The sequence below is a fragment of the Microbulbifer litoralis genome, from assembly GCF_023634065.1.
GTDB lineage: Bacteria > Pseudomonadota > Gammaproteobacteria > Pseudomonadales > Cellvibrionaceae > Microbulbifer > Microbulbifer litoralis.
Genome location: NZ_JALKCV010000018.1, coordinates 24,916 through 45,668, shown reverse-complemented (window position 1 = coordinate 45,668; position 20,753 = coordinate 24,916). Strand labels below are relative to the sequence as shown.

12 protein-coding genes, 1 tRNA gene and 1 pseudogene are annotated in these 20,753 nt (G+C 64.5%); 5 read left to right on the top strand and 9 right to left on the bottom strand.

The features are described from left to right. Positions 1-64: 64 nt before the first annotated feature. Positions 65-304 (bottom strand): OadG family protein, encoded by a 240-nt coding sequence (locus MWN76_RS19610; protein ID WP_250464657.1) that lies wholly within the window; start codon positions 302-304, stop codon positions 65-67. Positions 305-589: 285 nt separating this feature from the next. On the opposite strand from MWN76_RS19610, the gene MWN76_RS19605 reads away from it, so the two are divergent. From MWN76_RS19605 to polX, 3 genes are all read left to right on the top strand, one after another. Beyond that, a complete protein-coding gene (locus MWN76_RS19605; protein ID WP_250464656.1) occupies positions 590-1,591 on the top strand; it encodes a tRNA dihydrouridine synthase in 1,002 nt (333 codons plus the stop codon). Positions 1,592-1,643: 52 nt separating this feature from the next. After that, a complete protein-coding gene (ligA, locus tag MWN76_RS19600) occupies positions 1,644-3,692 on the top strand; it encodes an NAD-dependent DNA ligase LigA (RefSeq protein ID WP_250464655.1) in 2,049 nt (682 codons plus the stop codon). A 70-nt stretch (positions 3,693-3,762) separates the two neighbouring features. After that, positions 3,763-5,481, top strand: coding sequence for a DNA polymerase/3'-5' exonuclease PolX (polX, locus tag MWN76_RS19595; protein WP_250464654.1), 1,719 nt, complete (start codon positions 3,763-3,765; stop codon positions 5,479-5,481). A gap of 132 nt (positions 5,482-5,613) precedes the next feature. On the opposite strand, the gene ftsH is transcribed toward polX, so the two are convergent. Both ftsH and MWN76_RS19585 read right to left on the bottom strand, forming a co-directional pair. After that, positions 5,614-7,539: an ATP-dependent zinc metalloprotease FtsH gene (gene ftsH, locus MWN76_RS19590; RefSeq protein ID WP_250464652.1), complete on the bottom strand. Its 1,926-nt coding sequence runs from the start codon at positions 7,537-7,539 to the stop codon at positions 5,614-5,616. Positions 7,540-7,700: 161 nt separating this feature from the next. Beyond that, positions 7,701-7,777: transfer RNA gene (locus tag MWN76_RS19585), tRNA-Arg, on the bottom strand. Between the two features lie 314 nt (positions 7,778-8,091). On the opposite strand from MWN76_RS19585, the gene MWN76_RS19580 reads away from it, so the two are divergent. Together MWN76_RS19580 and MWN76_RS19575 are read left to right on the top strand one after the other, a co-directional pair. Then, a complete protein-coding gene (locus MWN76_RS19580) occupies positions 8,092-8,760 on the top strand; it encodes a hypothetical protein (RefSeq protein WP_250464650.1) in 669 nt (222 codons plus the stop codon). Positions 8,761-8,793: 33 nt separating this feature from the next. Further along, positions 8,794-9,672 carry a M90 family metallopeptidase gene (locus MWN76_RS19575; RefSeq protein WP_250464648.1) on the top strand — a complete coding sequence of 293 codons (879 nt, stop codon included), beginning with the start codon at positions 8,794-8,796 and terminating at the stop codon, positions 9,670-9,672. A gap of 52 nt (positions 9,673-9,724) precedes the next feature. Here MWN76_RS19575 and MWN76_RS19570 read toward each other — a convergent pair. From MWN76_RS19570 to MWN76_RS19545, 6 genes and pseudogenes are all read right to left on the bottom strand, one after another. Continuing rightward, positions 9,725-10,231 (bottom strand): annotated as a pseudogene (locus MWN76_RS19570) (nucleotidyltransferase family protein); the annotation flags it as partial. Between the two features lie 15 nt (positions 10,232-10,246). Beyond that, the gene (locus tag MWN76_RS19565; RefSeq protein WP_250464646.1) at positions 10,247-11,485 is read right to left on the bottom strand and encodes a cytochrome c; all 1,239 of its coding nucleotides are present in this window, start codon (positions 11,483-11,485) and stop codon (positions 10,247-10,249) included. Next, positions 11,486-12,031, bottom strand: coding sequence for a (2Fe-2S)-binding protein (locus MWN76_RS19560; protein WP_250464644.1), 546 nt, complete (start codon positions 12,029-12,031; stop codon positions 11,486-11,488). Beyond that, on the bottom strand, positions 12,031-14,844 hold the full coding sequence (locus MWN76_RS19555; protein ID WP_250464642.1) for a xanthine dehydrogenase family protein molybdopterin-binding subunit: 2,814 nt from the start codon (positions 14,842-14,844) through the stop codon (positions 12,031-12,033). Before MWN76_RS19555 ends, MWN76_RS19560 begins: the two co-directional genes overlap by 1 nt. A gap of 70 nt (positions 14,845-14,914) precedes the next feature. Further along, entirely contained in the window at positions 14,915-18,895 is a 3,981-nt protein-coding gene (locus tag MWN76_RS19550) for a translocation/assembly module TamB domain-containing protein (RefSeq protein ID WP_250464639.1), read from the bottom strand. Continuing rightward, positions 18,895-20,673: an autotransporter assembly complex protein TamA gene (locus tag MWN76_RS19545; protein ID WP_250464637.1), complete on the bottom strand. Its 1,779-nt coding sequence runs from the start codon at positions 20,671-20,673 to the stop codon at positions 18,895-18,897. Before MWN76_RS19545 ends, MWN76_RS19550 begins: the two co-directional genes overlap by 1 nt. Positions 20,674-20,753 lie beyond the last annotated feature (80 nt).

Genomic DNA, 20,753 nt, shown 5'->3' with positions numbered 1-20,753 from the left:
ATTTATTGAAGTTTTCAGCAACCAGAAAATTGAATGGTATTACGTATTACTTAATACGCTGGATTTAACGCTTATTGCGCTCGCGGTGTTTCTGGACTGCTGCCTTGGCAATGGCGCGCAGGCGCGCGCTGTCGTCGAGCTGTCTGGCTGAGGTGGGAGCCGCTGTCTCCGCTTCGGGAAAGTTACGGACAATAATGCGGGACATGATACTGGTACCGATAACCAGCACCAGCAGGAAGGTAAATACGATTCCCATGCCGAACACGGTAATGTCCAGCCCCTGTTGAAGTAAGGTGTCTTGCACTATTTTTCCTTTGATCCGCTCAGGCGGCCGCTATTACAAAATAACGACCTTTTAAAATCAAACACTTATTAGTTACACGCGCAACGATAAAGCCATTTTAAATGCCCCTTCCGCAGCGGCCCCGGGGGCATATCAAATGCCGCGCCGGGATAACCATGACCGGATATTACCGGTTTATTGGTATTTCTCGCGAGGCACAAAAGAGGACATTAGTGACAAGCGTCCAACACTGCTAAAATGCGCGCCTTGATTTCCCGGCTGCGTTCCCGCCGTTATTCCTGAATTATGACTCTACAGACATCTGGCACCCCGCGACTCTACCAGGCCCCGATGGAGGGTGTGATCGACCACCATGTGCGCGCCCTGCTGTCCGCCATCGGCGGCGTGGATATCTGCGTCACCGAGTTCGTGCGGGTGACGACCACAAGGTTGCCGCGCAAGGTGTTTGTGCGCCTCTGCCCGGAACTGGAACAGGGCGCCGCCACACCTGCCGGCACCCCGGTGCGCCTGCAGCTGCTGGGCGGCAATCCGGGGGCCGTTGCCGAAAACGCCGCCAGGGCGGTGGAAGTCGGTGCCAAAGCCATCGACCTGAATTTCGGCTGCCCGGCCAAGTCCGTCAACAACAGCGACGGCGGCGCCTGCCTGCTGCAGAGCCCCCACCGGGTGGAAGCCATCGTCGGCGCCGTGCGCCGCGCGGTACCGGACGGGATTCCGGTGTCTGCCAAGATCCGGCTGGGCTATGAAGACCGATCCAGCTACCTGGACAACGCCCGCGCCGCGCAAGAGGGCGGCGCCACTGAGCTGGCGGTTCACGCCCGCTCCAAGAAAGACGGCTACCGCCCGCCGGCCTACTGGGAATATGTGGGCGAGATACGCGAACAGCTCGCCATTCCGGTCGTGGCCAACGGCGATATCTGGACCCTGGAAGATTTCCGCCGCTGCCGCGAGGTCACCGGTTGCGAGGCCTTCATGTTCGGTCGCAGCCTGCTGGCGCGCCCGGACCTGTGCCTGCAGGTAAAGGCTTTCTGCGAGGGCCGGGACTACACGCCCATGACCTGGCGCGACGTGGTCCCCCTGCTGTGGGACTACTACCTGACCACCCGCGCGTTCTACCCGGCCAAATATCTCGGCAACCGCATCAAGCAGTGGCTGGCCTACCTGAAACTGGGCTATCCGGAGGCGCAGGTGTTCTTTGAACGCATCAAGCGACTGCGGGAGGCGGACCTGATCGAGGCGGCGTTTGCGCGCGAGCTGGCGGGGGAAAACGTCGGGATCGCGGCAGCCTGAGTTTACCGGGTGGGCCATTCCCGGGGTTTTCGCTGCTATCTTGAATATCCATATGGACTTCAAGAAAAATCCCGGCACGCAGTTCAAGGATATCGACGACCTCGATCAGGGCGAGGCCGCCGAAGAGGCGGCTGCGTTGCGGGAGGGCATCAGCTACCACGATCATCTCTACTATGTAAAAGATTCCCCGAAAATCTCCGACGCACAATACGACAGGCTATTGAAGCGCCTGGAAGAGCTGGAAGACGCCTACCCGAAACTCAAGACCGACGACTCCCCCACCCAGCGCGTGGGCGCCGAACCGGTTAGCAAACTGGAAAAGGTTGAACACCGCGCTCCCCTGCTGAGCCTGCAGGCCACCCTGGAAAATGAAGACGTCAAACATTTTCTCGACCGGGTCCGCGACAAAGCCGACAGTCGCTCGGTCCAGCTGATGCTGGAACCCAAATTCGACGGCCTTTCAGTGGAGGTCATCTACCACGATGGCAAATTCGAACAGGGTTCCACCCGCGGCAACGGCCGGGTCGGCGAGGATATTTCCCACAACCTGAAAACCATCCGGACATTGCCGCTGTCACTGAAAGAAAGCGACCATCTGCCCGGCAGCCTCGCCGTGCGCGGCGAAATTTATATGCCGCTGGACGGTTTCACCGAGCTGAACAAAAAGCGCGTGGAGCGCGGCCAGGAGCCGTTTGCCAACCCGCGCAATGCCGCCGCCGGGCTGATGCGCCAATACGAATCCCGAAACGTGGCGGGCAAGCCACTGGCGATTTTCTTCTATGAAATTCTCTCCGCCGACGGTGATATCCCCGACTCACACCGCCGGGTCCTGGAACAACTGCGCGATTGGGGGCTGAGAACCGCGCCCCTGAACGAAACCGCCACCAATCTGGAGGACATCGGGAAATACCACGCAAAACTCGCCGAGCGCAGGGACAGTCTCGATTACGAGATCGACGGCATCGTCATCAAGGTGGACGACTACCAACTGCGGGACTCGCTCGGCGCCCGCGACCGCAACCCGCGCTGGGCACTGGCGTGGAAATTCGAACCGCGCGAGGAAACCACACTGGTGGAAGATATCGTCGTGCAGGTGGGGCGCACCGGCATACTGACACCAGTAGCGCTGTTGCAGCCGGTGGATGTCGGCGGCGTAACCGTCAGCCGCGCCACCCTGCACAACGAGAGTGAAGCCCGACGCAAGGACATCCGCATCGGCGACAGAGTCAAGGTAATCCGCGCCGGGGATGTGATTCCGGAAATCGCCGAACGCATAAAACGGCCCGGCAAAAAACGCGGCGACCGTTTCCAGATGCCGGGCAAATGCCCGGTGTGCGGAGCCGGAGTCACCCGCGAGGGGGCCTATCATATCTGCAGTGCCGGCCTCTCCTGCCCGGCGCAACTGCGCGGGCGCATCCAACACTATGCGTCCCGCGAGGCGATGGATATCGATCATCTCGGCGAGGACGCGGCAGACCAGCTGGTACAGCGCGGCCTGGTGGAAAACCTCGCAGACCTGTACCAGCTCAAGGAAAGCGACCTCGAGTCACTGGAAGGCTACGCCGAGAAGTCTGCCGCCAAGCTTCACGAGGCCATTCAGGGTGCCAGTCGCGTCCGCCTGGACCGGTTTCTCTATGCCCTGGGTATCGCCCGCGTAGGCCGGCGTGTGGCGCGCCAGTTGGCCGAGGCATTCGGTTCACTGAAAGCACTGATGAATGCGGACCGGGAACAGCTGGAGGACATTTCCGGCATCGGTGCCGAAATCGCCGGGGCCGCCGCCGATTTCCTTGCCGACCCCGGCAACCGCCGAATCCTGCAGCGCCTCCGGCGGGCCGGCCTGCAGATCGAGGACATGCCCGCCCACCGCAAGCAGCCATTGAAAGGGAAAACTTTCGTGTTCAGCGGCGCGCTGGACGGCTTCACCCGCGACGAAGCCAGGGAACGGGTGGAGGCACTGGGCGGCAGCGCCACCTCCAGCATCAGTGGCGAAACCGACTACCTGGTAGTCGGCGACAACCCCGGCAGCAAGCGGGACGACGCCGAGGAGCAAGGCGTCGAGTGCATCGATGAGGAAGAGTTCAGGAAGCTGCTCGGCGCGTAACCCCCAAACCGGGTTCCCTATACTGAACCCAGAAGAGATACCATTTACCCAACTGCAGAATCCACTGCCCATGCCGGTCCACAATCGAGAAATCGCCGACAAGTTCGACCGCCTGGCCGACCTGCTGGAAATCGAGGGGGCCAACCCCTTCCGCGTGCGCGCCTACCACAATGCGGCGCGCACGGTGCGCGGCTATCCGCGCTCGATGGCCGACCTGCTGGACGACGGCGAGGATCTTTCGGAGCTGCCGGATATCGGCGAAGACCTGGCGGAGAAAATCAGGAAGCTGGTGGAGAGCGGCGAACTGCCTCTGCTGGACGAAGTGGAGGAACGCACACCCAGCGCCCTCAGCGAACTGATGAAAATCGAGGGACTCGGAGCCAAACGGGTCAAGGCGCTGCACGACGCCCTGGAAATCGACACCATCGACGACCTGAAGGCGGCCGCCGAGCGCGGCGACATCCGCAGTGTGGAGGGCTTCGGCGAGAAGAGCGAGGAGAAAATAAAACAACGCCTGGAAAAATACAGCGGAGACGAGAAACGCACCCAGCTGATCGAGGCAGAGGAGATCGCCAAGCCACTGGTCGAATACCTGAAGAAAGCCGAGGGCCTCAAAGACATCGCCATCGCCGGCAGCTACCGCCGCCGCAAGGAGACAGTCGGCGACCTGGATATCCTGATCACCGCGAGGCAGGACGCGGATATCATGGACCATTTCACCGACTACGACGAAGTGGAGGAAATCGTCTCCAAGGGAAAAACCCGCTCCACCGTCTACCTGCGAAGCGGTATGCAGGTAGACCTGCGCGTGGTCCCCCAGGTCAGCTTCGGCGCTGCCCAGCACTATTTTACCGGCTCCAGGGACCACAACATTGCCGTTCGCAAGCTGGGCATCAAAAAGGGCTACAAGGTCAACGAGTACGGTGTCTTCAAGGGCGATGAGCGCATCGCCGGCAAAACGGAAAAGTCCGTCTACGGGAAAATGGACCTGCCCTATATCGAACCCGAACTGCGCGAGAACCGCGGCGAACTGGAGGCGGCGCGCGACGGCAAACTACCCAGACTGGTGACCCTCGACGATATACGCGGCAACCTCCACACCCATACCAGGTCCACCGATGGCCACGACTCGATGGAGAAGATGGCCGAAGCGGCCATCGGGCGCGGTTACGAATACCTGGCGATCACCGACCACTCGCGCCGCCTGACTGTCGCCAACGGCCTGGACGCAAAGCGCCTGCGCAAACAGCTGCAGGCGATCGATAAATACAACGACGAACAGGATGATATCCGGTTGCTGAAATCCATCGAGGTGGACATCCTGGAAGACGGCAAGCTGGACCTGCCGGACAGTGTGCTCAAGGAACTGGATTTCGTCCTCTGCGCGGTGCACCACAAGTTCGACCTGTCGCGCAAAAAGCAGACCGAGCGCATGGTGCGCGCGCTGGACAACCGCTACTGCCATATCCTGGCCCACCCCAGCGGCCGGCTGATCAACGAGCGCGAGGCCTATGAGTTTGACCTGGAGAAGATACTGCAGGAAGCCGCGGACAGGGACTGTGCCATCGAACTCAATGCACAGCCGGACCGCCTGGACCTGACGGATGAAAGCTGCAAAATGGCCAAGGAGCTGGGGGTGAAAATCTCCATTGCCAGCGACGCCCACAGTGTCACCGACCTGGACTATATGCGCTTCGGTATCGACCAGGCGCGGCGCGGCTGGCTGGAAAAGGGCGATGTGATCAACTGCCTGCCGCTGAAAAAACTGCTCAAGCGTTTCGGGCGTTGAATTGATGGGCACGCTGCGCTTTGCCCATGCTACCAAGAGAGCAACAACAAACCGGTATTATTCCGCCCCAGGCCAGGAATGACGATAGTGGCCGCAGGCGCGAGCCGCGTATTCGGTCAACCGGCCCTCTCTTCAAGCGCCCGCTTTATTTCCGCCGCCGACAATACGCTGGATCTCGGCCGCCTCCAGTGTTTCCTTCTCCAGCAGTGCGCCGGCCAGTTTTTCCAGTTTATCCCGGTTTTTTTCCAGCAGCGCGACCACCTCCTTCTCGATGCCCCGCACCAGCTCGCCGATCTCCTCGTCGATAATCTGCGCCGTGTGCTCGCTGAAATCCTGTTGCTGGGCAATCTCGCGGCCCAGGAAGACATGCTCCTCGCCGCGGCGGAAGGCCACCGGGCCAATCTTGTCGCTCATGCCCCAATGGATCACCATATGGCGCGCCAGGCGCGTGGCCTGCTTCAGGTCTTCCTCCGCACCGGAGCTGACTTCACCGAAAATCACCTGCTCCGACGCGCGCCCGCCCAGCATCACACCGATGCGGTCGCGCAAATAGCTGGGGCGCAGGCTGTGGCGCTCCTCCTCGGGAATCTGTTCGGTGGCGCCGAGGCTGTGGCCGCGGGGAATGATGGTGGCCTTGTCCAGCGGGTCGGCGTTGGGCAGCAGGCTGGCCACCAGCGCGTGGCCGGACTCGTGGTAGGCGATCAGGTTTTTCTCCTCGTCGCTGACGACCATTTCCCGCTCGCCGCCGAGCACCACCTTGTCCCGCGCCTGCAGCATACAGGCCATATCCACCGCCGGCTTGTCCTCGCGCCCCGCCAGCAGCGCCGCCTCGTTGATCAGGTTTTCCAGGTCGGCGCCGGCGAAACCCACGGTCAGTGCCGACAGGCGCTCCAGGTCGACGTCGTCCGCCATCGGCACTTCGCGGGCGTGGATTTTCAGGATCGCCAGGCGCGCGGGCCTGTCGGGCAGGTCCAGGGTGATCTTGCGATCGAAGCGGCCCGGGCGCGTCAGCGCCGCATCGAGAACGTCCGGGCGGTTGGTGGCCGCGATTACCACCACCGCCTCGTGGGGATCGAAACCGTCCATCTCGCTGAGAATCTGGTTCAGGGTCTGCTCGCGCTCGTCGTGGCCGCCGCCGAGCCCGGTGCCGCGGGCGCGGCCGACCGAGTCGATCTCGTCGATAAAGATGATCGACGGCGATTCCTTCTTGGCGCTCTCGAACATGTCCCGCACCCGCGAGGCGCCGACACCGACAAACATCTCGATAAACTCGGAGCCGCTGATACTGAAAAAGGGCACGTCACTCTCGCCGGCCACCGCCTTGGCCAGCAGTGTCTTGCCGGTACCCGGCGGCCCCATCAGCAGGATGCCCTTGGGGATCTTGGCGCCCAGCCGGCGGTAGTGATCCGGGTTCTTCAGGTAGCCGGCGATCTCCTGCAGATCGCGCTTGGCGTTGGCCAGACCGGCCACGTCCTCGAAGGTCACATGGGATTCGCCCCGCTCGAAACGCCGGGCCTTGGACTTGCCGAAACTGAACGGCCCCTGGGCACCGCCCATGCCGCCGCCCATGCGCGCCTGCATGCGACTGGCAAAGAAGAACAGCAGGCCGAGGATCAGTATCCACGGGATCAGGCCGACCAGCAGCCGCGACCACAGATTGCCGTCGGCGGATTCGGCCCGCACTTCCACCTGGTGCTCCTCCAGCAGCGGCATCAGGTCCGGGTCATCCACCGGCGGCAGCGTGGTCACAAAGTGTTTCGGCGGCGGCTGGTCGCCCGCGGATACCGTCTCGCTTTCGGCGCTCTGGTAGCTGCCGCGGATCTTCTCCCCCTGCAGCGTGACGCTGGCCACCTGCCCCTCGCGGACCTTGTCCTTGAAGGCGGTGTAGGAGAGCTGCTGGCGGCTGGGTTCGTCGGCGGTGTTGACTAGGTACTGGGATGTCAGCAGGATCGCCATGATCCACACCAGGTACGGCAGCCACGGCATGGGGCGCTGTGGCGGCTCCTGTGTGGGTGGCTCCTGGGCGGGGTCTGTATCGCTGTCCCGTCGATCTGCCATAGGGGGCCTTCTCGGACCGGGTCGGGCGGAAATCCCGCCTCGCAACGGCCCGGGCCAATTACCACCAGTATAGCCTGCCGGGCGGCGCCCCCACCGGCCCCCACATTGGGAATACAGCGATAAAAAAAGGCCCGATCCTTTCGGACCGGGCCTTTTCTGTATGGCGCGCTCGGGAGGATTCGAACCTCCGACCGCCTGGTTCGTAGCCAGGTACTCTATCCAGCTGAGCTACGAGCGCGTTACATCGTGGTTGCGAACTATAGTGAGTTGAGCTTGCTTCGTCAACTGCTTTTTAAGAAAAAACATCTTAAAAATCCGCAAGTTACCGAACTTCCTAACCTCCCGGGGGATCGCCGGCGAAGCTCGATAGGGCGCGCATTCTGCCCTCGCCGGGGGCGCTTTGCAAGCCCTATTTTTCAAGATAGCCGCTTTTGGCGTCGCGGTGCCAAATTCCCTCCCCAGTCCCTCCCCAGGCCGGGGCGCGGGAACTGCGCGGCAAATCGAAACTCCAATGAGCCAGGATTCGCCCGCAATGGAAAGCAGTGCCAGACAGTGTCACAGACCATCGAGCCATTCCCGGAACCCGCACTGGAAGATCCCCTCTCCCGGCGCATCCTGCTGGCGCTGCTGCTGGCCCTCGCCCTGCACGCCGCCCTGCTGTTGCTTCCCCTGTCACTGGACCGTGAACTGCCGCGCCGCAATCCGCCGATTCGGATCACCATAGTACAGCCGCCCAAACCGGAGGTCGTTCCGGCGCCCGCGAAAACCATCGAGCCGGCAGCAGCGACAACGGAACCGCCGGCCGCGACACCCGCAAAGCCCGCGAGACCCGCAAAGCCCACGAAACCAAGGCCCAGCCCCGCAACACCGAAACCGACAGCCAAAGTGGAAAAACAGCCGGCCCCGGTACAATCTGCCGGGGATACCCGCCCACCGCCAGCCGAGACCGGCGCCAAATCCCGTTCCACGGTTTTCGATCCCGGGTTGGCGAAGAAGCTGGCCCGTGAGCGCAACAAGGTCCGCCGATTCGAATCCGAAGATGCCAGATACAGGACCGCCACCGGCACCTTTGTTCAGCAGGGAGACCGCTGTTGGGAAGTCGTGCAACTGGTCGGTGACACGAGTACGGAATCCAGCCAGTGGCTCAGGAGGAAATGCCCCGGGACTTCCAGATCCGGGGCCGATATCGATCGACTCGCGCGCAAGTACGGAATTCCCTAATATCGGGTATCCACAGCGCTGATCCGGAGATGCATGTCTACTTTCCTGGCAATTATCCTGCTCGCCATCCTGGTCTGGCTGGTGCCCCTCTACTACCGGCGCTGGCGCCGGCAGCACCTGCGCCGCAAACCGCTCACCGCCGAACAGCAGGAGTTGCTGATCGGCGCGCTGCCGCTCTACCGCCACCTGTCGCCGGAACAGCAGCGGGAACTGCAGGCCAACGTCGCGCTGTTCCTGCACGACAAGGAGTTCGTCGGCTGCGACGGCCTGCGGGTGACGGAGCCGATGCGGCTGGCGGTGGCCGGCTTCGCCTGCCTGTTGCTGCTGGGGCGGGAGAACCACTGCTACCCGAACCTGTACACGGTATTGATGTACCCGGATACCTACGTGGCCCGCGAAACCCACGTGGAGAATTACGTGGAATCCACCGAGCACAGCGCGCGCGAGGGCGAGGCGCACTATCGCGGACCGGTGGTCCTTTCCTGGGCGGACCTGCAGCAGGATATGGCGCACCCGGAGAACGGGCGCAATGTGGCTCTGCACGAGTTTGCCCACAAACTCGACGAGGAGGACGGCTACTACGATGGCCGGCCGCTGTTCGCCGACGCCGGTGAAGGCAGCAATTGGGCGGCAGTCATGGGCAGGGAATTCGAGCGGCTGCGGCGAAAGGCCGGGGCGGAGCCGGACGGCGGCAACGAACCGCTCGCGGGGGAAGCGCCGTCGATACTGGATATCTACGGCGCGCAGTCGCCGGCGGAATTTTTCGCCGTGGCCACCGAAACGTTTTTTGTCATCCCCACCGGGATGAAGACATTTCACCCCCAGCTCTACGGAGAGCTGTGCGCATTCTACCGACTGGATCCGCACACATTGCTGCGTGGAAATCCGCCGGGCGATCGATATCCAACGTAACCCCGATATCGTCCACCGGGTATTCGCGCACTGCACCCGCATGCAGCCGCAGCAATTTTTCCGCACCCCGGCTGCCGCGCAGCTGCAGCAGTTCCGGGAAATACTTCTTGCCAAATACCAGCGGCCGACCGCGCTCGCCGTCGCAGACCGGTACGCAGATGGTGTGCGGCCGGCAGGCGTACATCAACCGCCGCAGCGTGTCCGGCTGTACGAACGGCATATCCGCGACACACACCGCCACCGAATCCGGGCGACAGCCGCGCTCCAGCAACGCGCGCATACCGGCGGCGATACTCACCCCCAGGCCCTGCGGCCAGGTCGGAGCGGGCAATACGGATTGCGGGTAGTCGTCGACAATATCCGCCAGCATCGGCGCCACCACCGGGTCGCGCGCGCGAATCACCACCTGCAGATCCACGCTCGACATCCGGTCGACGGCAAACTGCAGATTGCGCAGTGTCGCCAGCAACATGGGCGCGCCGTCAATGGCGGCGAGGCGTTTGTCGCTGCCGAAGCGGCGCGACTGGCCGGCGGCGAGCAGGATGGCGCTGAATTGCATACTCTGTGTCCCCGTTCAGTTTCCGTGATTACTTCCCAGGTAACCCTCTTTGTCGAGGCGGTGGCGTATACGCGCCACGTCCTCTGCCGTCACGCCGGCGCCGCCGCTGCCCCAGGCGCCGCGCATGAAATTCACCAGTTCCGCGATACGCGCGTCGTCCAACTCGCGGTGGAACGACGGCATACCGGCCCGTGCACGGGTGCGGTCGAGACGCTGCGCCGGCAGGCCCCGCAGTATCACGGCAATGGCGTTGTGCGGATTCAGCGCACGGATTGCGGCGTTGTCGTCCATGCCGGGGGCAAACGCCAGCGTGATACCGGCGCCGGCGCGACCGTGGCAGCCGGCACAATAGGCGACATAGTCGGCCCGGCCGCCGCCGTAGCGATCCGTTGCCTGCCGCACATCGCCCCGCTTGCCGGGCAGGGCCTCCGATTCGTCGAGCAGGAAGGTGATCACCGCATCGATATCCTCGTCGCTGAGGTGGCGCAGGCTGTGCTGCATCACCCGGAACATCTCACCGAACAGGGTGCCGCGCTCGCTGCTGCCGCTGGTCAGCAGTTGCCGCAGCTGTTCCCGGTCCCAACCCTGGCGGCGCAGTGACTGCGGGCGGATATCCACCGCGTCCCAGCCCTCCAGCACATTGCCGGCAAAACGCCGGTCGAACTGCATGGCCTGGGCAAAATTGCGCGGTGTGTGGCACTCGCCACAGTGGCCGAGCGCGTTGACCAGGTAGTTGCCGCGCCGCCACTGTGCGCTGCGGCCTTTCCCATCCGGCAGCGGCCTGTCGGGGTCGAAGTAGAGCCAGTTCCAGAAACCGAGGCCGAAGCGCAGGTTGGCCGGAAATACCAGCCGGTTTGCCGGCGGCCGGTTTTCCACCGGTGGCAACTGCATGAAGTAGCGGTAGAGCGCCTCGATATCGTCGTCGCGCACCAGGTAGTAGGAAGTGTAGGGCATCGCCGGGTAGAGGTTGCCGTGGGGGCCCTTGCCGCGGTGCATGGTCGCGCGAAAGTCCCCCAGAGAAAAATTGCCGATGCCGGTTTTTTTGTCCGGGGTGATATTGGTGGAATACAGGGTGCCAAACGGTGTCTGGAACGGCCGCCCGCCGGCAAAGGGGCGGCCGTTTTCCGCCGTATGGCAGGCGACACAGTCCGCGGCGGCGGCAAGATAGCGGCCCTTGTCGGCGAGCGGTTGGGCCAGGGCCACGCTGCAGGCGAACAGGCCCGCGAGCAATGCCGCGCGGAGGACCGGACCCATTCAGTCGCCCTCCTTCAGCAACCCGGGCGTGGATTCGATCACATCCCTCACCGCGTGGAAATAGCGCACATAACCAGTGCAGCGGCAGATATGTTTGCCCAGGGCACCGTCGATAGTGGCCTCGACCTCGTCTTTTGCCACCGGGGATTTTTTCAGTTGCTCGATCAACACTGTGGCGGCGTTGACGAAGCCCGGTGTGCACCAGCCGCACTGGAAGGAAAAGTGACGCAGGAAGGCCTCCTGCACCGGCGACAGGGACTCGATGTCGCCGTCGGCATTGCGCTGCGCGTGGCCCTCCACTGTCGTGATTTTTTTACCGTTGAAGCGGCCGACGTTGTTGATGCACGTACGCAATGTGCGCAGCTCGCCGTCGTCCCCCTCGACGATCACTTCGCAGGCGCGGCAGACGCCGATACCACAGCCGAGCTTGGTGCCGGTCAGGTTCAGGTATTCCTGCAGGAAATCCAGCATCGAGGTGTATTCGGGCACCTCCATCGGCCCCACCGCTCTGCCGTTGATCTCCATGGAAACGGACAGTCCCGCCATTACAACACCTCCGGGTTGAGCGCGCGGCGCAGGGTTTCCGGTGAGATCGGCGTATCGTTGAAGCGCTTGCCGGTGGCCTGGAAAATCGCCTCCACCAGCGCGGCCACGATCGGAATCATCACCACTTCGGCGATCCCCTTGTGCGGATCGCCATCGCTTTCCGGCGCCAGGATTTCGTGCTGCTGCTTCCAGACACAGACATCCCCGGCCAGCGCCACCTGGTAGCGGTTCAGGTTCCAGGTGCCGTTGCCGGCACCGGCGGCGAGCGCCGGCAGGTATTCGTAGAGCGCGTGGCCGATGCCCATGGCAACGCCACCCTCGATCTGCCCCTCCACCAGCTGTCGCACGATGGGCCGGCCGCACTCGAGGTAATTCTGCAGGCCGAGGATTTCCACCGCGCCGGTGCCCTTGTGTACCGCCACCTCCACCAGCGCGGCACAGGGCGCGTAGTAGGTGACCATGGCGTTGTTGAGATCGGTGGGCGGATAGTGCACGGCACTGCGCTTCACCAGCTGGTATTCCTTCGCCCGCGGCCGCTCCGCCGTGCCGCCGCGGCGCAGGGCCAGGCCGTCGATCATCAGCACCTGTTTGTCGCCGCCCAGCTCAAACGTCCCCTCGGCCCAGTCCCAGCGGTTGAAGGCGTGCGCCATGACGCCGGTCACCAGCCCCGAGCGGTGGGCCTCCGCCGCCAGCCGCGCCAGCGGCAGCGACGGCTGCCCGGCCATTTCCAGCGCGCCGTTGCGCCACTGCAGTTTCTGCGGATCCACCTGCTGCAGCTGCCACAACTGCCTGGCCGCCGGCAGCAGCCCCTGTTCGAACAGGATCTGCGCCGCCTGCAGCGTGACATGGCTCTGGAAATAGGCGGACATGGAGGCGGAGCTGGCCATGGCCACCACCGGCGTCCACAGCGGGTCGGCGGCCATTTTGTCCTGGTGGGCCTGGCTCATGGTGTAGGGGCTCTCGGTCTGGAACTGCCGCATCGCCTGCCAGGCATCCATCTCCGCCACGTGACACTCCGCCGCCGGCGCGCCGAGGATGTCCTCCAGCAACATCGCCTGGGAGGTCTGGGTGCCGGTACCCATTTCCATGAAACCGATACCGAGCGACAGGCGGCCTTCGCGATCGAACTGCACCGCCGCGCTGGGGGCCGCGCCGCCGGTGCCGTAATCCTTGGTGACGATGGCGTAGCCGGTGCCGAAAAACCGGTCCGGGTGCTGCTGTTCGAAGATCCGCTTGCGCTCGGCCCGCTCCTGCCAGATGGGGTGGGCGCGGGCGCGCTCCAGCATCTCCCGATAGCGCACGCCGACCCGGGGTATCGCGCCCTGGGTGTTGCGCCAACCGGTCTCGAAGGCGTTGCGCAGGCGCAGTTCGATCGGGTCCAGGCCCAGCTCGTGGGCGGCCCGGTTTACCATCATCTCCGTGGCGTTCATCGTCTGCAGGGTGCCGTAGCCGCGCATGGAGCCGGAGTCCACATTCATCGACTGGCGGGCGACGGAGATGATGTCGTTGCGCGGGAAATAGTAGATGCCCTGTATGGCGCTGGCGCCGACCATGGCGACACTGGGGCTGAAATTCTGGCGGCCGCCGCCATCCACCTGCATGTCCGCCAGCAGCGCCTGGAACTTGCCGCTCTTCCTGTCCACCGCCAGGGTGTTGTGCATCTTGAACGGGTGGCGCTTGAGGCCGGCCTGGAACTGTTCGAAACGGTTGTTGGCGAGCCGCAGCGGCGCCGTGGCAAAGAGCGCGGCGACGGCGCCGTAGTAGGGAAAGATGGAGTGGTCCTTGGCGCCGAAGCCGCCGCCGACAAAACCGGAATGCACCACCAGGTTTTCCACCCGGCCCGCAAAGCGGCTGCCGGCGATCATGTGCGCGGCCATTTCCTGGAAATCCTGCGGCGACTGGCTGGTGAGCACCAGGTGCAGGGTCTTGCCGTCGCTGTCGAACCAGCCGTTGGACGCCTCCGGCTCCATCATCATCGGCTCGACGATCTGGGTGCTGTAGTCGCCCTCCACCAGGTGCCAGTTGCCGTCCGCGGCTTCCCGTTCGATCCGCTGGCGGATCCGGTCGGCGTAGTAGATACCCCGCTCGCTGACACTGCCGGCCTGGTCGGCGTGGGTCGGCCACTCCGCCTTGCGGTCCCGGTACTGGGGGAAAAAAAGGCCGTCGTGCAGTGGCGAATAGAGATCCTCACCGGTGGGGCCGCCCTCCCCCTGCTGGCGGATGATGCGCCAGCTGGCGTAGGGATCGCGCCGGTAGGCGGGCGCCTTTTCGCCGTACTGGATCACGGCGTCGTTGAACTGCAGCGCCTGCTTGGCCGTGGCGTATTTGTCGAAGTCGTCGAACAGCAGTATCGCCACCGCGTGGCCGTAATAGTGCGGCGATTTCCCCTCTGCCAGCAGCATCGCATCACCGTAAAAAGCCGGCAGCTCGATCCCGTTTTCCGCCAGCGTCTGTGCCGTGACGCGCGCATAGGGTTCTGCGCCCTCCGGGAGCTGCGCCCAATCGATACCGGCAAACTGCCGTTCCACCCGGTTGCAGCGCAGGATAAAGGCGTAGTGTTGCTGCTTGAGCCAGCCGGGCATATCCACGGCGCGAAAATCGCGGCCGAAGATCTTATCGCCGGTGACCTTGGCCAGGCCGTCGATGCGGAAAGCCGGGTCGGCCCCCTCGCCGCGCCAGCGCAGCGGCTCCGCGTTTTTGTCCGCCTGGCCGGCACGGCCCAATTGCCACAGCGCCGGCGCGGCGAAAATGGTGATGCCGGCGACGGTGCAGAGTTTGACGAAATTGCGGCGGTCCTGGCGGAATCCTTCCATGGCGGTGCCGGGTATCCAGTTTGTGGTGGGAGGAATCGACTACTGCCAGAGTCGAATCCTCAATCGACAACTAATAGTCGTTCTTCCACTGCAACTCCACACTGCCGGCGCCGCTTTCGTTTTCGTCGGCGGATTTGAACTCCAGCAGCAAATTGCGCCGCAGCTCTATCTGCATTTCCGCCTGCCAGGGATTCAATGGATCGGTACTGCGCTGCAACTCGATATAGATGCGATTGGTAATGTATTTACCCAGGCTGAGGGCGTATTGTTCCTCGCCCTCGTCCGTGTCCTCGGTCTCCACATCCAGGGTATCCACGCCCAGTAACTCGCGGGTCCTGGCCACCGGATCGAAGGCCGAGCCGCCGCTCTGCAGGGTGCGCACCACCCCCACCAGCCTGATCGCCTGCAGCGGCGAGATATCCGTCAATGACTTGCCGAACAGCAGTTGGGCAAAGATCTCGTCCTGGGGCAGCTCCGGGGTGGAACTGAACTCGATATCCAGGTCGTCCGATGCGCCGGACAGGGTGCCGGAAATCTCGGCGGTAATTTCGCCCTCGGGGTATTCGTACACGCCCTTCACATAGATGGCGGCGACGTTGTTCTCGAACTGCACGCGCCCCTCCTGCAGGTCGAAGCGCTTGCCCAGCAGGTCGAACTGGCCGCGCACGATTTCCAGTTCGCCGGAAGCCCGCGGTTTGGCGGCGGTGCCGGCGATATCCACCTGGCCGCGCAGCTCCGAGTCCAGGCCCAGTCCGCGCACATAGGACTGCTGGTCCAGCACCACCTCGATCGCCAGCGCCAGCTTGCGCAGTAGCGGCGGTGCCTGTTTTTCCCGCGGGCCGTCCACCTCCACTTCCACCACCTCGATCTCGGGCACACTGCTGCCGATCAGCTGCTCCACCTGCACCGACAGTGGCCGCAGGGTCAGGCGACCCTCCAGCAGCGAATCCTCGGTGGAACCGGTCAGCGCCAGCTGGCCGGAGATGGCACCGCGCACCGCCGGTGTATTCAGCAGTTGCATACGCTCGGAGCGCAGCGTGAAATCCATCTGCGGTGGCCCGACGAGCGGGAAGGTGACCGCACCGGCCAGGTTGAGACTGCCCCGCTCGCCGTCCTCGGCGCGGGCGCGCTCGATGCGCCACACGTCCGGCGTCAGCTCCGCGAGAAAATTGATACGGCGCAGGCGGGTATTGCTGGGCCGGTGTTCGTAGTCGCCGTTCTCGAGCGAGATGCGACCGCGCAGGTTTGGCTTTTCCAGCGTGCCGTCGGCGCCCAGGGTAAACGCCAACTGGCCGCGCATGGCGTGGATTTCCGGGTCGATAAACTCCGCCAACACCGACAGGTCCGCGCTGCCGCCGCTGTCCAGGGCCAGCGGCAACGGCGGCGCCGGCTGGCCCGGCGGCCGCCCGGCGAACAGCTGTTCCAGTATGGGGGCGATACGCAGCTGGCCGCGGGCCTCGATGGCGCGGCGCTCGCCGCTGCGGGCATCGAGAGCGATATGCAGATCGTCGCCGATGGTGTTCCAGTCCAGCACCGCATTCAGGGGCCTGCCCGCCGCGCCGCCCTGCAGGCGTATCTCGCCATCCACCCGGGGTTTCTGCGGGCTGCCGGCGGCATTGACACTGAGGCTGACCTCGCCACTGTCGGCCAGCTCGGCCGGCAGCCCCAGTTCCAGGTCCGCCAGCCGCGCGCGCCCGCGCACCTGCAGGTCGAGCTGCCTGTCGTTGAGACTGCCGCTGGCGGAGAGCTGGTTGCGCCCGGCCCAGACCAGCTCCACCTCGGACAGCTCGACGCGCCCGCTGCCGTAACCGATATCCCCCTGCAGTTGCCAGGGTTCGCTGCGGAAATCCCCCAGCGCGAGGATACTGACCGCGGCCTCGGGCCCGGCAAAGGGGCCCGCAAAGCGGCCCTCGAGACTGATTTCACCGGTCAGCGAAGGCGGCAGGTCGACGCCGGCCAGCTCCGCCAGGTCCACCGGAATATTGCGCCCCGCCACGGTGCCCTCGGCGCGCCCGGCCTGGGGCTCGATGGTGCCGTCCAGCTCCAGCCAGGCGGCGCCGCGGCGGCCGAGGCCGGCGGCCTCCTCGGCCAGGGCAGCCACGCGGCTGCGGCTCTGCTGTGGCTCCGGCTGCTCCCCCTTCTGCGGGATCAGCGACTGGGGGCCGCGCAGCGGTTGCGGCTCCTGTTCGCGGCTGCCATCGTCGGCAAACAGTTCCAGGCGCAGTTTGTCGAGCCGGATCTTTTCCGGGGTGCCGGCGGCACCGCCGCGCAGTGTGTAGCGGTACTCGCGATACCGGCCACCGGACTGGATCCGCGCCGCCAACTGCGGGCTTTGCCACGGACCGCTGAGTGCCAGGGTCGAGTCCAGGTCGATCGCCAGACCCTCCGCCGCGGCCACGCCCAATTCCTCCGCCGGGCGGAATTCGCGCGCGTCCAGCTCCAGCTGCAAATCTAGTGATTCGCCGGCGATATCCACGGCACCGCCGCCGCTGAGGTTCAGGGTCTGCGACTGCAATTGCAGCCCTGAGATCGTCAGCCTGCGCAGATCCCCGGTGACCCGGGCGCGCAACTCGGCGTCCAGCTGTCGGTAGATGGGGTTGGCCAGCAGTTCGGCGCTGTAGGCCGGATTGTCCCAGGGGCCCTTTGCCTCGACCTGCAGTTTCTCCACGCGGCCGGACAGCTCCGGCGGGATTTGCACCTCGCCGGTCTCCGGCAGTGCCGCCAGCAGCCGGCGGATATCCGCCACCGTGAGCTTGCGCACTTCCCCGTGCAGGTCCAGTGCTTTATTGCCGATATCGACGCTGCCGCCGGCGTCCAGCCGCGTGTCCATGTATTCCAGCGCCGCCGTGCGGATATGGATCACTTCATCCTCTGTCTGCACCCGCCCCTCGAGGTGCAGTGGCCGCTCGCGGTAGCGGCTTTGCAGCTCGACGATACCGGACACGGCCGGCAGCGATAGCGGGCCGCGCAGGCTCAGGTCGGCGCTCAGCCAGCCGCCGCTGAGGTAATCCTGCCAGGGTTGGGAAATGGACAGCGGCAGGCGGTTCAGGCGGATTTCCGCATCCACCTGGTCGGCGCTGACGGAGCCGGCGATTTCGTGCCGGGTGTCGTCCACCGCGAGCTGCAGGCCCCCGGTGGTGACCTGCCACGGCGACAGGGTGATAGTGGCGCCCCCCTGCAGCGCGAAGCGGTGATCCACCAGCGGCAGCGAGAATTCCTGCACCTGCACTCGCAGCCGGTTTTCCCGCGGTTGCCACAGCGCGATGCGGCCGCTGGCGTCCAGCGCCTCGCCTTCCGGCAGCTGCAGCCGGCTAGCGGCAAATCCGCCGGCCTTTTCCCGCGCACTGAACACAAGCTGGAAATGCCGGTTGTCGAGCTCCCGCCCGCGCAGGGTCACATGCAGGTCGGCGCCGCCGAGTTCGCGCAGCTCCAGTGCCAGGCGCGCTTTTTCCCCCTGCCAGAGGTAGCGGCCGTTGGAGGTCACCGAGACCACGGGCAGGTCCGGCAGGCGGCTGTCGATCACCTCCAGGCGGTCGATCAGCAGGGAGCCCAGGCGTATCTGCGGCAGGGACAGGGGCGCGCTTTCGGTGTCGACGGTATCCTCCGCGGCCTGTCCCCGGGCCCGCAGCAATTCGCCCAGCACGTCGTTGTCGAGGCGCAGCAGCGAGGCGCCGATATGTTCGATATCGATGCGGTTCTCCAGCAGGCCGCCGATATCGAAGTCCAGTGCCAGGTCCCGCGCCTGCAGCAGGGTCTCCGCTCCGTAATCGATTTTCAGGTGCGAGAAGTACCAGGCTCCCAGGTGGTCGCTGCCGATATGCTCCGCGTGTATATCCAGTTCCGGCAGGAGTTTGGCCGCGGCGACAATCGCGGTGCGGGTCAGCGATACGCGGCCGGTTTCGGTGCCGAACAGCAGCAGCACGGCCACAACCACCAGCAGAAAAAGGCTGAACAGCAGCGAGCCGCGGCCGCTGAGCGACTGCCACAGGCTGCGCAGCACCGTGCCCAGCGCGCGCACATAGCCGGCCGCCAGTGCGGCGAGGCCCCGCATCAAAACGCCTGCCCCAGGCTGACGTAGACCTGGAAGTGGTCATCCAGGTCTTCGCGCCTGTCCAGCGGGAAGGCGATGTCGAATCGCAGCGGTGCAAAGGAGGTGATATAGCGCACGCCGAAACCTGCTCCCCAATAAAGATCGGAGAAGTTCGGGCTGGGGTCGGCATAGGCGTTGCCGCCATCCACGAACAGGACGCCCCCCCAGGTATCGGAGAAGCGGAAGCGGCCCTCGATGGAAATCTCGCTCAGTGCGCGGCCGCCGATCGGATCGCTCAGGCGGGTGCTGCCGTCCGGCTCCTCGATCAGCCGCCGCGGCCCCAGTGCCTGGTAGGCGTAGCCGCGCACCGAGCCGCCGCCACCGGCGTAGAAGCGCTCATCGGCGGGGATGTCGAGGTTGGCGATCCCGGAGATGGCGCCGGCCTTGACCCGCACCGCCAGCGTCGGTTCGTAGCGCCAGTCCCCGGCGGTCTTGTAGCCGGTCATCACCAGGGTATTCTTGACGAAAGTGGTATCGGTATTGGCGAGATCGACGTAGGGCCGCACTTCCAGCGCCACCGTTGCGCCGCGGCGGGCATCCAGCAGGTTGTCGGTGGTGTCCCATTTCAGCCCCAGCGGGAAGGACAGCAGGCGGTAGTTCTCGCTCGGTTCGCCCTCTTCCTCCACCTGGCTGAACTTCAGTTCGCTGCCGACACTGGCAGTGCGGTTGCGGCTCAGGCGCCGCTGCACGGCGGCGCCCACGGTCAGGGATTCCGCCAGGTAGGAATCCCGCTCCTCGTTGGAGTACTCGGCCTTGGCGGAGAAGTCCTGTTTGTCGCTGAAAAAGCGCGGCACCCGCAACTCCCCCTTGAGCGACTGCTGCACCGGGTTGATCTTGCTCTCGATATCGATCTTTTCGCCGCGGTGGAACACATTGCGGTGTTCCCAGCCGGCGGAGACACCGGCGCCCTGGTCGGAGGTGTAGCCGACACCCAGCTTGACCGTGCGGTGGCGCCGCTCCTTCAACAGGAAAGTGATGTCCACCAGGCCGCCGTACGGTTCGGAGATGCGGGTGTTCACACCGGCGATCAGGTTGGTGCGCAGCAGGCGCAGGCGCGCCGCGTCTATCTTTTCGCGGTTGAAGCAATCCCCGCTGCCGATCTCCAGCTTTTCCCGCAGGAAGTCCGGCTCCACCGAGACAATCCCTTCCATGGTCACTTCGCCCACATTGACCTCGGGGCTGGGGGCGACACGATACTCGAGCCGCGCGGCCGCCTCGCTGTGGATTACCGTGGCCCGGTAGCTGACGTCGATATCCAGCAGGCAGGTGTTCTCCGCCAGGTGTTTCTCGATCGCCTTGACGCCATCGAGTACTTTGCTGGCCACCAGCGGATCGCCAGCCGACAGCGGCAGCGCGCCGAGATCGCTGCGCAGGTAGTCGGGCATGTCGAAGGTGATACTCTTGATGCGGTACTGGGGGCCGGGATTGACGCGGTAGAGAATCTCGCCGCCACTGACCGTCTGGCGCACACGGGCATCGTAGTAGCCCCTGGCGCGCAGCAGTTTCTCCAGGGTGCCGCGCTCGTAACGGGCCACGTCCCGCGGGTCCTTGTAGCTTTTCAGCACCGAACCGGACTTGCGCTGCTTCTCCATTTCCGCGCGCAGCCGCTCCTGCAGCTTGCGATCGCCCTGCACCTGCACCTCGAAACCGGGAAGCTGGTCGAAAAATGGAATGGCCCGGGCCGGCTGTAGCGGTGACAGCAGCAAGCCCGTTAACAGAATACCGATAAAAACGCGCAAAGGACTCGTCCGTTGTTACCCTGCAGCTCCGATACTTTTCGAGGAAAAAAGTTGCCGCGCCTGAGCGCGCCACCGCGTCC